General features: G+C 69.2%; 13 protein-coding genes and 2 pseudogenes. 12 read left to right on the top strand and 3 right to left on the bottom strand.

Going from position 1 to position 14,096, the window contains the following annotated elements:
* The first annotated feature begins 104 nt into the window (after positions 1-104).
* The 5 genes and pseudogenes from ITI46_RS02165 (at position 105) to ITI46_RS02145 (ending at position 4,551) form a co-directional block, all read left to right on the top strand.
* A complete protein-coding gene (locus ITI46_RS02165) occupies positions 105-1,082 on the top strand; it encodes an Acg family FMN-binding oxidoreductase (RefSeq protein WP_443742831.1) in 978 nt (325 codons plus the stop codon).
* Between the two features lie 332 nt (positions 1,083-1,414).
* Positions 1,415-1,882, top strand: coding sequence for a hypothetical protein (locus ITI46_RS02160; protein ID WP_209237583.1), 468 nt, complete (start codon positions 1,415-1,417; stop codon positions 1,880-1,882).
* A gap of 151 nt (positions 1,883-2,033) precedes the next feature.
* Positions 2,034-2,960, top strand: a pseudogene (locus tag ITI46_RS02155) (cytochrome b N-terminal domain-containing protein); the annotation flags it as partial.
* Positions 2,960-3,265, top strand: coding sequence for a hypothetical protein (locus ITI46_RS02150; protein WP_209237579.1), 306 nt, complete (start codon positions 2,960-2,962; stop codon positions 3,263-3,265). The pseudogene ITI46_RS02155 and the gene ITI46_RS02150, both read left to right, overlap by 1 nt.
* A gap of 614 nt (positions 3,266-3,879) precedes the next feature.
* Entirely contained in the window at positions 3,880-4,551 is a 672-nt protein-coding gene (locus tag ITI46_RS02145; RefSeq protein ID WP_209237577.1) for a lysophospholipid acyltransferase family protein, read from the top strand.
* 41 nt (positions 4,552-4,592) lie between these two features.
* Here the strand turns inward: ITI46_RS02145 and ITI46_RS02140 are convergent, their stop codons facing one another.
* Positions 4,593-5,018 carry a CBS domain-containing protein gene (locus tag ITI46_RS02140; RefSeq protein WP_209237576.1) on the bottom strand — a complete coding sequence of 142 codons (426 nt, stop codon included), beginning with the start codon at positions 5,016-5,018 and terminating at the stop codon, positions 4,593-4,595.
* 287 nt (positions 5,019-5,305) lie between these two features.
* A complete protein-coding gene (locus ITI46_RS02135) occupies positions 5,306-5,515 on the bottom strand; it encodes a hypothetical protein (RefSeq protein ID WP_209237574.1) in 210 nt (69 codons plus the stop codon).
* 594 nt (positions 5,516-6,109) lie between these two features.
* Between ITI46_RS02135 and ITI46_RS34525 the strand changes: the two genes are divergently transcribed.
* The 4 genes and pseudogenes from ITI46_RS34525 to ITI46_RS02115 all read left to right on the top strand — a co-directional run bounded on the left by ITI46_RS34525 (position 6,110) and on the right by ITI46_RS02115 (position 8,734).
* Positions 6,110-6,823 carry an HAD family hydrolase gene (locus ITI46_RS34525; RefSeq protein ID WP_307808027.1) on the top strand — a complete coding sequence of 238 codons (714 nt, stop codon included), beginning with the start codon at positions 6,110-6,112 and terminating at the stop codon, positions 6,821-6,823.
* A gap of 478 nt (positions 6,824-7,301) precedes the next feature.
* Positions 7,302-7,490: pseudogene (locus ITI46_RS02125) on the top strand (DUF1918 domain-containing protein); the annotation flags it as partial.
* A gap of 96 nt (positions 7,491-7,586) precedes the next feature.
* On the top strand, positions 7,587-8,261 hold the full coding sequence (locus ITI46_RS02120; protein ID WP_247745338.1) for a thiamine pyrophosphate-dependent enzyme: 675 nt from the start codon (positions 7,587-7,589) through the stop codon (positions 8,259-8,261).
* Between the two features lie 101 nt (positions 8,262-8,362).
* Positions 8,363-8,734 carry a carboxymuconolactone decarboxylase family protein gene (locus ITI46_RS02115; RefSeq protein WP_209237570.1) on the top strand — a complete coding sequence of 124 codons (372 nt, stop codon included), beginning with the start codon at positions 8,363-8,365 and terminating at the stop codon, positions 8,732-8,734.
* A gap of 340 nt (positions 8,735-9,074) precedes the next feature.
* Here the strand turns inward: ITI46_RS02115 and ppsA are convergent, their stop codons facing one another.
* Positions 9,075-11,492, bottom strand: coding sequence for a phosphoenolpyruvate synthase (ppsA, locus tag ITI46_RS02110; protein WP_307808026.1), 2,418 nt, complete (start codon positions 11,490-11,492; stop codon positions 9,075-9,077).
* A 617-nt stretch (positions 11,493-12,109) separates the two neighbouring features.
* Between ppsA and ITI46_RS34520 the strand changes: the two genes are divergently transcribed.
* The 3 genes from ITI46_RS34520 to ITI46_RS02095 all read left to right on the top strand — a co-directional run bounded on the left by ITI46_RS34520 (position 12,110) and on the right by ITI46_RS02095 (position 14,085).
* On the top strand, positions 12,110-12,394 hold the full coding sequence (locus tag ITI46_RS34520) for a hypothetical protein (protein WP_247745337.1): 285 nt from the start codon (positions 12,110-12,112) through the stop codon (positions 12,392-12,394).
* A 151-nt stretch (positions 12,395-12,545) separates the two neighbouring features.
* The gene (locus tag ITI46_RS02100) at positions 12,546-13,400 is read left to right on the top strand and encodes a universal stress protein (RefSeq protein ID WP_209237566.1); all 855 of its coding nucleotides are present in this window, start codon (positions 12,546-12,548) and stop codon (positions 13,398-13,400) included.
* Positions 13,401-13,413: 13 nt separating this feature from the next.
* Entirely contained in the window at positions 13,414-14,085 is a 672-nt protein-coding gene (locus ITI46_RS02095) for a CBS domain-containing protein (RefSeq protein WP_209237564.1), read from the top strand.
* Positions 14,086-14,096 lie beyond the last annotated feature (11 nt).

Genomic DNA, 14,096 nt, shown 5'->3' with positions numbered 1-14,096 from the left:
TCGTATGCGCGCCTTACCCCCGGCCTGAAGCTTCGTCGCTGTCGTGATGTGCGTCGACAAGGAGAGACGGACTGCATGCACCCGCCGGTCAAGGGAGGTCTTCGGTGGTGATAGGGCTCGACACCAGGACCGTGGTGGCGCTGGTGGAGGACGCCACAGCGGCCCCTTCCATGCACAATGCGCAACCGTGGCGATTCCGCTTCTGCTCTCGGAGCAGCACATTTCAGCTACGCGCGGATCTCGAGCGTGCCATGCCGCACTCAGATCCCAACAACCGCGCTCTGCGTCTGGGCTGTGGCGCGGCCCTGTTCAACCTGCGGGTCGGCGCTGTCCACGCGGGGTGGGAACCGGCCGTCCAACTGCTGCCCGACCCTGCGGATCCGGAGCTGCTCGCCAAGATACGACTGACCGAGCCGACACCCCCCGACAGCGGGCTCGGCCGTCTGCATCCCGCCATCCGCCGCCGTCACACCAGCCGCGATCCGTTCGCGGAGACGGACATACCTGCGGCTGTGCAGACCGACCTCCACGACGCTGCCCAGCAGGAAGGAGCACACCTGGTCCTCCCCGGAGCATGGCACGTGCAGTCGCTGCTGGAACTGGTCCACGACGCGGAGGGGCGTGATGCCCTCAACCCCGAACGCTCCGCGGAACTGGCCCGCTGGACGCGTGTCGGCACCGGTACGGCGACCGACGGCGTCCCCGCATACGCCTTCGGTCCCCGCAAGTGGGACGGCAAGGCTCCGGTACGCGATTTCGCCGGCCGGCGCGCTGTGGCCGACCGTGATGCCGCCATCTTCGAACACACGCCTCACCTGTTCCTGCTGGGCACGGAAGGCGACCTGCCGGAGGACTGGCTGCGGGCAGGCCAGGCGATGGAGCGCGTCCTGCTGTTGGCCACCCTGGAAGGGCTGGCCACCTCACTTACATCCCATGCCCTGGAATGGACTGACCTGCGCTGGCTGGTGCGCGATCCGACCACGGCCATGGGGTACGTGCAGATGGTGCTCCGCCTCGGATACGGCCCTCAAGGCCAGGCGACCCCGCGCCGTCCGGTGCATGAGGTACTTGACATCGATTGACCGGCGCACGCCCCTGAGCCATTGCACGAGGCCGTGCCCCATGTCAGGGGAGTGAACACCGTGCCGCGCGGCGGGTCAGTCAGTGAGAACCCTCCTCGCATGTCCCACACTCTCCGGTGTCGGCCGAAACACATGTCGTTCCCCCGCCCCCGGCAGACGACCGTCCGTCAAGGATCCCGCTGAAGGCGACCTCATGCGCAACAGATCGTCCGGACCCACGGCAGACGCGCGGTGCAGGGCGCTTTCCGCCTTCATGCCCCTGAGCGTGGCCGGGGCAGCTGTCGCGGCGTCGGCCTTGCTCTTCCTCCAGGCGCCGGGCGTTGCCTGGGCGCATGAAGGAGGAGAGCGACGAAGCCCCGGTGCTGGTCGAACAGGCCATCGCGTTGATCGCCAACGACGCGGGCGAGGAACGGGTGACCGAACGTATCGAAGACGCCATCGAGGCGCCGCACAAGGAAGGCGCCGACCTGGGGACCGTTCGCCGGGCCCTTGATGTCGTCGAACGTCCGGGCGAGAGTGAGACTGCCGGCCGGAAGGCGCGGGAACTCCTGCTGGATGCGATCGACGGAAAGCTGCCGTCCGCCCCTCGGGGTGGGCAGCTCGCGAAGGGCACGGAAACCGGCACGAGCACAGTGCTGGGGGAATTCCGCCCCGCACGAGGTATCGCCGATGGCGGAGACGCGGCCCTGTTCGGCCTGGCGCTCGCCGCGGTCGCTGCCGGGCTGTGGCTCTCGCGCAGGCTGCGCCCGCCGCACACCATCCGAGAACTCGCACACCGCGTGGGCAAGGGGAAGCGATGACTACCGGCCACCCGTCACCGTCGGTCGGCCCCGGATCGGCGGCACCCCGGCACCCGGGCAGATGGCGGCGGATCATCGACGCGGTGGATGACCGGATGGGTATCAAGGCGCTGGCCTACCCGGGCCCGAACACGCGAACAACCTCACCTGGAGTCTGGGCGGCCTGACAGCCGTGGCCTTCGTGATCCTGCTGGTCACCGGGGTCTACGTTGCGCAGTTCTACGCACCCGTTCCGGAGGATGCCAACCAGTCGGTACGCGATCTGGTCACCGACGTGTGGCTGGGCGGCTTCGCCCGGGGCCTGCACTACTGGGCCGCGCAGGCCATGTTCGTCCTCGCTCTGCTGCACCTGCTGCGGGTGTTCTTCCATGCCTCGTACAAAAAGCCGCGCGAGGGCAACTGGGTGGTGGGCTCGGCGATGTTCCTGCTCACCTTCCTCGCCGTGTTCACCGGCACCGTCCTCAAGTGGGACCAGGAGGGATTCGAGGCGCTGATCCACAATCTGGACGTCGCCGAACTGCTCGGCGGGGCCGGCGCCTGGTTCACATCGGAGCTGACCGACCGGGTGCCGATCCTCCTGCGCCTTTACAGCGCGCACGTGGTCATCATCCCCGGCCTGATCCTCCTGCTGTTCGTCTGGCACGCCCTGCTGGTCAAGCGGCACCGGATCTCCCCGCATCCCGAGATCCCAGTACCGGAGGAAGAAGTCCCCGAGCCGTTCACGGCCCACCTGCAGCGGGTGGCTGCGCTCGGACTGGTGCTGCTGGGGCTGCTGTCGCTCCTGGGGGTACTGCTGCCACCGGTGGTCGGCCCGACCCCGGTGGACGGGATCGAGGTGACCCGGCCGCTGTGGATGTTCTGGTGGTTCTTTCCGATGGAGGAGTGGTTCGGGGTCGCCTCCATCATCTACGTCATCGCGGGCGTCTTCGGGCTGGTCTTCCTCGTCCCGTTCCTCGACCGCAGCCCGAAGCGGCGGTGGCGCGAGCGCAAACTCGCCCTGGGCGCGGCCGGCTTGCTGCTGCTCGCCCTCGCCGCGACCACCATCCAGGTGTGGATCAACAACCCCAAGGGACACTGATGGAGACCACCGCCCTGCGGCGCGCCCGGCGCTGGTTCTGGACGCTCACCACCACCGCCGTACTCGCAGGAGGAACGCTGTATCAAGGGCTGCGCTCCACCGCCGGGCCCGGTGCGGGCGTGACCGTCCTGCTCAGCTCCCTGACGCTGGCCGCATCCACCATCCAGGCGGCACGCATCCTGAACGGACTCACTGGTGCACCCCGCTCCCGCTGCTTCGCCACGGCGGCGGGCGGCAGAGCAGGAACCGGAGTAACGGCGGAGCGGACCACACCAGGACGCCCTGAAAGGACATACGGCCTGTGACCATCTGAACCGCACGACGACAGCGCCGGGCCCGCCGTGAACCGGCATTCTCACCCAGCTTCTTACCCCGAAGACTTCTTCATCTCGTCCATCTGCTTCCGGCCCGTCATCCCGGGCATCCCAGAGCCGTCGCCGCGGTCCATGCTGGATGCGTCCTCGGGGACCTTCTCGCCCCAGGGCTTCAGTCAGCCCGACATCGTCTTGATCTGTCGGCGGGGTGCAGCTCACGGAGACGGTGCGCAAGGCCGATCTGAATACCGCGGTGTCGGCGGTGCTTCAGCTGTCGGCGGAAGCCGCCGGGTTCCACGATCCGGGCAAGAGGCTGCTGGATGTGGCGCTTTCGGTCGCGTTGGGCGGTGGTTGCCTGTCCGATGTCGGGGGCGGGCCGGGCCCGGGGTGTTCGTTTCGGCCGCCTCCGCCTCCCTGGTCACCTCCCTGGTCGAGCGCCTCGCCGGTGCCGGGCCGAAGGGCGCTGGCTGCGATCCGCTCGGCCATGGCCGTCGTGCGGCAAAGTCGGCTGCAAAGTCGAACGCGGCATAAAGTGACCACGAAACGTTCGCGCTGTTGCAGCGACAAGGCACTCCGTTGATCGTCGTCATGCTGAGGGGGGTGTCGTGCTCAGCCGTATCGCAGGCATCGTGGTGCCCGTCTTCGGCCGTCTGAACGTCACCTCGGATGCCGGTGCCGAGCCGGAGGTGGGCAGCATCATCATCGCCAACCACACTTCTCTCAGCGATCCCCCGATCATCCTTGCCGCGCTGCGTCGTCTGGGCACCGACCCAGTCGTCCTGGCGGCCGCCGGGCTATGGCGGATCCCCCTGCTGGGCGGCGTCCTCGCGCGGGAGGGGCACATTCCGGTGCACCGTCACGAGCAGCGGGCCACGCAGGCACTGCGGGACGCCCACGCCGCACTGGTCGCCGGACGGTCCGTCCTGCTCTACCCGGAAGGAGGGCTTCCGCATCGTGACGGCGTCCGGGAGACCCCGCCCCGCCCCTTCCACCCGGGCCTGTTCCGTCTCGCACGCTCGACCGGCGCCCAGGTCGTGCCAGTGGGCCAGGCCGGGGCCCGGGTACTGGCATCGGGCGGCGCCGCCGAACTGACGGCCAGGCTGCTCTGCGCTCCGCTGCGCCGCACGAGGCTGGAGGTGCATATCGGCGCACCGCTGTGGCTGGGCGGCGAACAGTCCCAGGCCCAGGCGCTTGCCCTGGCCCGCGGTGCGCTGACCCGGGCCTGGTACACCGCTGCCCGACGGCTCGGGGAGCCGGTGACCCCGCTCGCGTCCTGATCCAGTTCGCCTATGGCCGTCGCTCCCAGCCTGCCGGGCGGTCAGACGCCCCGGGCCACCACGGCTTCCACGAACTGCCCCACCTCCTTGTCGGGGAGATTGCGGGCCAAGTCGGCTTCGCTGATGATCCCAATGAGTCGGTGGTTCTCGCCGACGACCGGCAGCCGGCGGATCTGGTGTTCCTCCATCGTCTCCAGAACCAGCCTGATGTCCATGTCAGCCGTTACTGTGACCGGCTTTCCCTGGGCGAGTTCACCGGCGGTCATCGTTCTGGGGTCGCCTCCGGCGGCCAGACACTTGACCACGATATCGCGGTCCGTGATGATCCCGTGCAGTCTGTCGTCGTCACCGCAGATGGGCAGCGCCCCTACGTCAAGCTCCTGCATGCGGCGTGCCGCCGCGTCCAGGGTCTCGTGCTCGCCTGTGCACTCAGCCCCTGTGTGCATGACATCCCGCGCACTGGTCATGGAAGCCTCCCGGAAACGGAGAATCGGCTCGGATCAGCTTTGCGGAGGCGGAGCACATGGTCCGAGACCCTGATCGCCTCCTGGCGCTGTGCGCCTTCACACTCATCTTCACCCGGCGTGGGGCGGCCCGCATCCGAGCGGGGGACGAGCGGTCTCGGTGCGCGTCCGTCCGGTCAGGGGCGTCCCCTTGGTCAACGACGACGCGGTACGGAAAGCGGATGTCACCGAGAACGAGCTGTTCCGGGTCGAGGTCCGGGAGGGGAGGGCTGGACGGCGTGACAGCGCCGCTACAGACCCTGGGAGAGCAGGATCTCGTGGGCGAGCCGTGCGCCGCGGGCTGTTTCCTCCGGCGGCGTGTCCTGCGACGGGACCGCCTCCATGCCGTGGGCCAGAGCGCGCACGGCCTCGGCCAGTGTCGTCATCTGTGCTTCGAGCCGGCTCAGCCGGGCCTCCGCCGTGGGTGTGGCATCGGGGCCGGGAGCGTCGTGCTGCGCCATGTCGTGCTTCCTTCCATGGGTGACCGGTGTGATCGCCGTGACCGGGAATGCCGGGCATTGGCAGGTCGGACCGCGGTTCGGTGGGGGCGGTCAGGCCGTAATGGTCGTCGTGACGGTGGTACAGACGTTTTCACGTCCGGCGGTGTCGGCGGTGAAGAACTCGAACGGGTACCCGATGAGGTCCAGTTGCTGCTTGGCCTCGACCACGTTCTTCCGGGGGAGCGGGCAGGTCGCTGGTCGCCGACCGTGAGTGGCTGCGCCTGGACGAGGCGGTAGCCCGTCGGGCCGGACCGGTACAGCACGCTGTCGTCACCGGTGTCGATGGCGGTGAACAGCTGGAAATCGTAGTACACCACCTGCATCTCGAGGGGATCCTCGCCGGGCGATTCGCGGTCGGGGAGAGCGACTTGCTCGGCGCCCCGTAGGCCGCGGCGCGCGGACCTTTGCGCTGCGCGGGATCGACCGACCCCGATCGTCGTGTCCAGGCCACATCTGTCACCCCGGTCCCCGCCGTGGCCGGTGCGACATGTCCTGGTCCGCCGCGCGCTGATCGCGCTGTCGCGGCCCTGCGCACCCTGTCATCCCATTGTCCGGGTGCTGCGAGACGGCGCCGTACGAGAGCTGAATGCCGCGGATGTCGTCCCTGGAGACGTCGTCGGGCCGGATCGCAACCCTGCTGGCGCCGCGCCAGGCGCACTCCTCTGCAACGTCGGCTGGCCTGCGGAACCGGGCGAGCTCACGCCGCGCGTGGATGAGATCCCCTTCAGCAGCGAGCGCAAGCGAATGACCACGGTGCACCGTAGCGACCAGGACAGCTTTGGCGTCATCTGCAAGGGCGCGCCCGAAGCCGTGCTGCAGTCAGACCTCATCACTCCGGACGACGCAGCCCGGCGCGGCGAGACGCTGAAGCGCGCACAGGAATGGGCCTCGGAGGGCTACCGAGTGCTCGCCGTATCCGCAGGTGACAGGGGAGCGGAAGCAGCACAGGGCTGGGAGCGCGGGCCGGCGCTGCTCGGGCTCGTCGCGATCCTCGCCCCACCGCGGCCGGCGGCCACCGAAACGATCGCAGCCCGTCGGGCCGCAGGCGTCACGCCCGTGCTCGTCACAGGTGATCATCCGCTGACGGCCGAAGCCGTCGCCCGTCAGCTCGGTATCGCCGCAGCCGGGGCGGGCGGTGACAGGAGCACAGCTGCGGGCCGGAACGGTGGGAGACCCGACGGCGGTGCGGGTGTTTCGCTCGTGCGGCCCCTGAGTAGAAAATCGACACCGTCCAGTCCCACCAACGGGCCGGGCATGTGGTGGCCATGACCGGTGACGGCGTCAACGGACCAGTTCTGCGCCGGGCAGACATCGGCGTGGCGATGGCGTCCGCCGCCTGCCGCGCAACCTCGGTCCTCGGCCGCCCCAATCTCTGATCTTCCTGGTATTGGGCGCCACTCAGCTCGGCATCGGGCTCGGCTCCCGGATCCGACCCGGCACCTTGGCCAACCCCTTCCTCGTCGTGGCGCTGGCGTTTGCCTGGCTCTGCAGATCGTCGGGGCCTCCCTTCCCCTCCTCCGCGACCTGCTGGGCACCCAGCCACCGTCTTTGGCCGACCTGGTGAAGTCACGGTGCGTCGGCGACGTCCGCGAGCCTCTGCCATGCGAGACGTCACCCAGTGGCCCGCGTATCCGCAGCACAGCGGTGGCACAGTTCCGTCCCGCGGACAAGCGGGCTCGACCCGCGATGGCCTGCCGTATATGTCACGCTGGTTACAGCACCACTTCTGTGGAAAAGGAAGCCGATCATGCGAGCTCACCTCGGCGACCAACTCATCATCGAAAGCCCGACGACCGGCGTCCCCAGGCGTGACGGGGAGATCGTCGGACTCCGTCACGAAGACGGGACACCTCCGTACGACGTGCGCTGGTCGGACACGGACGACGTGACGCTCGTGTTCCCCGGGCCCGACGCCCATGTCCGCCACCTCGAACACGGACGGTCCGCAACCAGCCACGAATGGTCTCCGCAGGGGCGCAGGTAACTCCCCGGACAGTCGCCCCGCCGGGGTCCGGGCCACCGTCCTGTCGCGATGCGGCCCGGCGCGGCTTCGCGGCTGGTCATGCGCCGAGTGCTGCGCGCGCGTGAACTCGGCTTGCCCACCGGTGCCCTGTCCACCCTGGAGAGACCCGCAGGATTCCCGCACACGGCAGCAGCCCAAGGAAGACTCTCAGGGTCCCGAAGGCTTCGGAGCACGTCGGCGGCGCACACCAGGTGGGAAACGGGCCTTCCGCCGGCCTCGTCGGCCGCCGGGCACCGGGCCCTGCTGGAGGCTCTTCTGCGCGTCCGGCGCTTCGAGGAACGCTGCGTCAAGCTGTACAGCGCCGCGAAGATCCGTGGTTTCATCCACCTCCACATCGGAGAGGAGGCCGTCGCCGTCGGCGTCAACGAAGCCCTGACTGCGGACGACGCAGTGGTTTCCACCTACCGGAAGCACAGTCACGCACTGACCAACCTGGCCATGCGCGCCGCCTCCTACGGCATGCCCGCCTGGTCCGTGGACGGCATGGACGTCGAGGCAGTCGAGCAGACCGCCCGCCGGGCAGCGGAGGGCGTCCGGGCCGGCACCGGGCCGCTCTTCCTGGGGCTGCGGACGTACCGCTTCCGCGCGCACTCCATGTACGACCCGGGCCGCCAACTCGCCGCACCCGTTCCACCATTGCCGCTGGGCTCCCGACCACGTGCGGCAGCTCCGTCCCGAGGCTGAACCACGCCGAAGCGAAGCGTTCCCGCCGTACGGCGCCGGCAGGCTCATACTGAAAGCGCCGGGCGACCCACGACCCACGACCTGCGGAGGCGGAGCACGTCATGAGCAGCAGTTACGGCAGGGCCGTACGGGAAGAGCTCCGCCCGCTCACCCGGGAGCTGCGCCACGCCATCCCGGATGTCTACCGGGGCTACAGGGAACTGCACGACGCCGCTCTGCAGACGGGCACCCTTGATGCGAAGACCAAGGAACTGATCGCGTTTGCCGTAGCCGTCAGCAAGCAATGCGATGGCTGTATGGCCGCACACGCCCACAGCGCTGTCCAGGAAGGCGCGACTCCGCAGGAAGCTGCCGAGGCCATCGGCGTCACCTTCCTGATGAACGGAGGACCCGCGACCATCTATGGAGCCCGGGCCTTCGCCGCGTTCAACGAGGCGTACGTGGCAGAAACCGGTGACGAGCCGCCACGGTAGCGCCGAGAGGACCGTCACCACCGGCTCGCCCGGCCGGCCGCCGGGGACGCTCCCCGCCTCCTGGCGGAGGCGCGGTGCGGAGGGTGTGACCGTCGAGGTACCGGCGCTGACCACGCACGCCGATGGTGCGGCTTATGAGATCGAACCCTGGAGCCCGGTCGGCGGGAAGTTGCCGCAGCGTGTGCGGGCGGCTGCGTCGACGATGCGGTGTCAGGGGGCGTCGGCGTGCTCGTGTGCCACGGCCGGGTCGAGCGGTCGGTCCTCGAACCGCAGATCGTGGTCGTCGGTCAGGGGCCGGAACACCTCGCGTTCCAGCCCTCGGCCTCGAAGATGGAGATCTTCATCGGCCGGCCTCCTCGGCTTCGTCCGCTCCGGGTGCCTCCTCCTGCTGCCTCAGCTCGCTCTCGGCGGTGGCGACATTCTCCTTGACGAGAAGGAAGCTGTCAGGGGCGACTGAGACCGAGTCGATACCGGCGCGGACCAGGAGGCGTGCGAAGTCGGGGTCGTCGCTGGGACGCTGCCCGCACAGCCCGACTTTGCGGGATTTGCCGTGCGCATCGGCGATCAGCGCCTGGATGCTGTGGGTGACGGCCGGATCGCGTTCGTTGAACAGCTGTGAGAGCTGTTCGGAGTCCCGGTCGACGCCGAGGGTGAGCTGGGTGAGGTCGTTGCTGCCGATGGAGAAGCCGTCGAAGCGCTCGGCGAACTGCTCGGCGAGAACGATGTTGGCGGGGATTTCCGCCATCACGTAGCACTCCAGGCCGTTGCCGCCGCGGACCAGGTCGTGGTCGGCCATGGCCGCGAGGACGCGGTCGGCCTCCTGAAGGGTGCGGCAGAAGGGGATCATGACGATGGTGTTGGTCAGTCCCATGGTGTCTCTGACCCGGCGGATGGCACGGCATTCGAGGCCGAAGCCAGCACGGTAGCCCTCGCTGTAGTAGCGGCTGGCTCCTCGCCAACCGAGCATGGGGTTCTCTTCCGGCGGTTCGAAGACCGAGCCGCCGATGAGCTTCGCGTACTCGTTGGTCTTGAAGTCGCTCATCCGGACGATGACCGGCTTGGGCCACCAGGCCGCTGCGATGCGGGAGATGCCGTACGCCAGGCGGTCGACGAAGAACTCCGTCTTGTCGTCGTAGCCGAAGGTGAGTTCGGCGATACGCTGCCGGGCCGTCTCGTCGGCGAGGTCGCCGTAGTGGACCAGGGCCATGGGATGGATCTGGATGTGGTTGTTGACGATGAACTCCATCCGGGCCAGGCCCACCCCGTCGGCCGGCAGCCGCCACCACCGGAAGGCCGCGGAGGGGTTGGCGATGTTGAGCATGACACCGGTGGCGGTGTCGGGGACCCTGGCCAGGTCGATGTCGTGCTCGTCGTAGTCGAGGGTGCCCGCGTAGACGTGGCCCTCCTCGCCCTCGGCACAGGAGACGGTGACCTCCTGGCCGTCGCCCAGCGCATCGGTGCCGTTCCCCGTGCCCACGACGGCGGCCACGCCCAGTTCGCGGCTCACGATGGCGGCGTGTGAGGTGCGGCCACCGTGATCGGTGACGATGGCGGCAGCCCGCTTCATGATCGGTTCCCAGTCCGGATCGGTCGATCCCGTGACCAGAACCGCGCCGTTCTCGAACCGGCCGATCTCCTCGGTACTGCGCAGCTTGCATACTTTTCCGGCAGCGATGGCATCGCCGATGGCCAGGCCGTCGACCAGCCTGTGGCCGTGTTCGTTCAGCTGGTAGGAGCGCAAGGTGGCGGCCTGTTTGCGGGCCTGGACGGTCTCCGGCCGGGCCTGGACGATGTGCAGGTCGCCGCTGAGACCGTCCTTCGCCCATTCGATGTCCATTGGCCGGCCGTAGTGTTCCTCGATCGCGACGCCCCACCGGGCCAGTTGCAGGATCTCGCCGTCGTCGAGGACGTACGCCGCCCGCTGCTGCGCAGTGGTGCCGACGGTGATGGTGGGAGCCTTCCCCGCCACCTCGCTGTACACGATCTGGCTCTGCTTTCCGCCGGTTGTCTTGGAGATCACCGGATTGAGGTCTGCCCGGTCGAGCAGGGGTTTGAAGACCTGGTACTCGTCAGGGTCCACAGCGCCCGAGACCACAGACTCGCCCAGCCCCCAGGACGCGTTGATCAGCACGACACGAGGGAAGCCGCTGTCGGTGTCGAGGGTGAACATCACCCCGGCGCTGGCCTTGTCGGAACGGACCATCTGCTGCACGCCGACGGACAGTGCCACTTCCAGATGGTCGAAACCGTGCTGCTCGCGGTAGCTGATCGCCCGGTCGGTGAACAGCGAGGCGTAGCAGCGCCTGCAGGCGACCAGCAGCGCTTCCTCTCCGCTGATGCCCAGGTAGCTCTCCTGCTGCCCCGCGAAGCTGGCCTCGGGAAGGTCCTCGGCGGTGGCGCTGGAGCGCACCGCCACATCCGGGTCCGTGCGCTGGAGCGTGTCGCCGAGGGAGCGGTACGCGTCGCGGATGGCGTCGGCCACATGCGGTGGGAGTTCGGTGCCGCGGAGCGCGCGCCGGATCTCCTCGCCCACCGTCGCCAGTTCGGCCCCCCGGTGCAGAGCCTCGATTTCGCGCTGGATACGGGAGTGCAGGTCGCCGGCCTCCAGAAACTCCCGGTAGGCGTGTGCGGTGGTGGCGAAGCCGCCCGGGACCCGGACACCCTGCGAGGACAGGCTTCGGATCATCTCCCCGAGGGAAGCGTTCTTGCCGCCGACCACGGCCACATCGCCGTATGAGAGATCCTCAAACCGTCTCACCAGGGGTCCGTTGGTGTTCCGGTCAGGCATGGCACCCTCCAGTGTTGCTAGGGACCGCCGGGCCAGGTGGCGGCAGGTGCAGGTGGCGGAGGCTGTTCCGGGCAGCTGATGACGAACCATCACACCAGTTGCGTGTTGGTTCCGGCGTCCGCCGCGCCGTCGTGCTGCACGAAGCGCCCGGTCGATCCCGGCCGCGGTCTCGCCGTGCCTGGAGGGGTACCGCTCGCGCCCAGGGGATGAAGAGCCGTCCGGAGCAGATGGTGCTCCCGTCGCCCGAGCTCGATCCGTTCGTGCTGGTCGACCATCCGCGGGCCGTAGGTGCAGACAGGCGGCGGCTTCCACACGCGGATCGCGCGCAGGCTCGCCCCGCGCAGCTCCGCGGCTTCGAAGGCGTACGGGAAACCGCCTGGCCCGGCTGCCGTGGATCCACGACCACGACCACTGGACCATCGGCCGGGTGCTCCCGCGGTACATGGTCCTCCCGCATCTCCTCCCCCACGCGGTGTGCGCCGACGGCGGCGGGCGGGAAGGCGCCGGTGCCGTGCTGCTGGGGGCGTCCGCTGCGGTGGCCGCCGACCGGGTGAGGGGGCACGCTGGAGGGGGCGAGGAGGTGAGCGATGTCGGCGACAGCGATCAACGACATGACGGTGACGGAACTGGTCGGCGACGCGTTCGCGGCTCCGTCGACGCACAACGCCCAGCCGTGGCGGTTCCTCTGTCACTGCCGGAAGGGAGCGTCGATCTGTACGCCGATGCGGGCGATGCCGACAGTTGATCCGCCGGACAGGCGTGCTGCTGGCGACGCGGGCCGCGTCCAGATGATCCTGCGCCTGGGCTACGGCCCGATGGGCGCCCGCACGCCCCGCCGCGCCGCGCGGGACGTCCTGGAGGTCACTCCGTAAGGAGGCGGTATGGCCACTCTTGCGTATGGACTTGCTCAGGGGTGCACACGGTGCGTGAGCGGACGGACGGGGGGCCGGGCGGCGAGCAGGCTATCGGTCGGGCCGTCGGGGTGGACTCTTGCCGGCGGGTGATGAGGCTGGAGGGTGACCGGTGGAACGTCCGGTTGTAGTGGGCGTCGACGGGTCCGAGTCCGGTCTGGAAGCCGTCGACTGGGCCGCGGACGAGGCGGTGCTGCGCGGTGTCCCGCTGCGTGTGCTTCACGCGTCGCTGTGGCAGCGCTTCGAACACTGTGAGAGCCCGTCCCCGCAGGCGGACTCGGGGCAGTCCCCGGAACGGATACTGGCAGAACGCATTCTCGCCGCCGCTCAGCAGCGAGCGGCCCGGCGGCAACCCGACGCGCACGTCACCGCCGAGATTCAGGGCAGCGACCCGGTGGAGATGCTCTTGAGGGCCGGTGAGTCGGCGGCCATGGTGGTGACGGGCGCGCGCGGGCGTGAGCCGGTGAGGGAAATGCTGCTCGGCTCGGTCGCTCTCGGCACGGCAGGGCGTGCCACCTGTCCGACGGTCGTGGTCCGGGGCGGTGTACGGACTTTCGGCGGGTCCGGGACTGTCGTACTCGGCGTGAGCGCCAGGAGTCAGGGCACGGCGGCGGTTTCTTTCGCCGTTGAGGAGGCCGAGGCACGTGGCTGGGATCTGGAGTGTGTGCATGCCCTCGGCCGACGCGAGGGCAGTGACCCGGAGGGGGTGACGGCACGCGCCCGCGCGGGGGAGTCGTTGGACGCGCTGGCGCTCCCCGTGCCGGCCCGCGTGAACGTGCGTACCGCCGTCCTGGAAGGGACCCCTTGGCACGTCCTTCTCGATGTGGCCCGGGACGCCGGACTGCTGGTGGTGGGGGCGCGCAGACGGCAGGGCATCTTCGGTCTGGAGCTGGGCCTGGCCAACCATGCGGCGCTCATGCGCGCGCCGTGCCCTGTCGCTGTAGTGCCCGAACCGATGACAGCGTGAGGAGCCGTTGAGGATGACCCACAGAACAGTGCGGGACCTGATGACCCGGCCTGCTGTGTGCGTGCACACCGGGACGGGCCTCAAGGACACGGCTCGGCTGCTGGCCGAGCACGACATCAGTGCGCTGCCCGTGGTCGACGACCGTGACCGTCCGGTGGGAGTGGTCTCCGAAGGGGACCTGCTCCAGGCGCAGGCCGAGCCGGCGGAGCCGGCGGCAGATCTGCTGCCGGTTGGGCACAAGAGACATCGCAGGCAGGCCGGGGCCAGGGCCGAGGCTGGTACAGCAGGCGGACTGATGACAAGTCCTGCCGTGGTTGCCGGTCCCGAGTGGACGGTGGTGGAAGCGGCCCGGGCCATGCAAACGCAAGGTGTGAAGCGGCTGCCTGTGGTGAACGAGACGGGGCAGGTGATCGGCGTGCTGAGCCGCGCCGATCTGCTGCGCGTCTTTCTGCGCAAGGACAGCGCCATCGAGGACGAGATCGTCGACGAGGTGCTCGGGCACGCGCTCGGCCTGTCACGGGGGCAGGTGACAGCCGCTGTCGCCGACGGAGTGGTGAAGCTCCGCGGGGAGATCGGCAGCGAGGACTCCCTGCCGCTGATCGAGGTGCTCTGCCGGAGGGTCGACGGTGTGGTCGACGTCCAGCTCGATCTCGAGGTGGCCGGCCGGCCCCGGAAAGCGGCGTAGGAGAACTGAGG

Origin of the sequence: Streptomyces oryzae, assembly GCF_017676365.1 — a bacterium.
Lineage (GTDB): Bacteria > Actinomycetota > Actinomycetes > Streptomycetales > Streptomycetaceae > Streptomyces > Streptomyces oryzae.
The sequence above is the reverse complement of the archived record's forward strand: the minus strand, read 5'-3'. Positions and strand labels throughout refer to the sequence as shown.

Excerpts from the sequence above, each read along its gene's own strand:
- ITI46_RS34520 (WP_247745337.1), top strand. The coding sequence starts at position 12,110 with ATGTCGGCGACAGCGATCAACGACATGACGGTGACGGAACTGGTCGGC.
- ITI46_RS02120 (WP_247745338.1), top strand. The coding sequence starts at position 7,587 with ATGCGGCCCGGCGCGGCTTCGCGGCTGGTCATGCGCCGAGTGCTGCGC.
- ITI46_RS02135 (WP_209237574.1), bottom strand. The coding sequence starts at position 5,515 with ATGGCGCAGCACGACGCTCCCGGCCCCGATGCCACACCCACGGCGGAG.
- ITI46_RS02095 (WP_209237564.1), top strand. The coding sequence starts at position 13,414 with ATGACCCACAGAACAGTGCGGGACCTGATGACCCGGCCTGCTGTGTGC.
- ITI46_RS02140 (WP_209237576.1), bottom strand. The coding sequence starts at position 5,018 with ATGACCAGTGCGCGGGATGTCATGCACACAGGGGCTGAGTGCACAGGC.
- ITI46_RS02115 (WP_209237570.1), top strand. The coding sequence starts at position 8,363 with ATGAGCAGCAGTTACGGCAGGGCCGTACGGGAAGAGCTCCGCCCGCTC.
- ITI46_RS02150 (WP_209237579.1), top strand. The coding sequence starts at position 2,960 with ATGGAGACCACCGCCCTGCGGCGCGCCCGGCGCTGGTTCTGGACGCTC.
- ITI46_RS02160 (WP_209237583.1), top strand. The coding sequence starts at position 1,415 with ATGAAGGAGGAGAGCGACGAAGCCCCGGTGCTGGTCGAACAGGCCATC.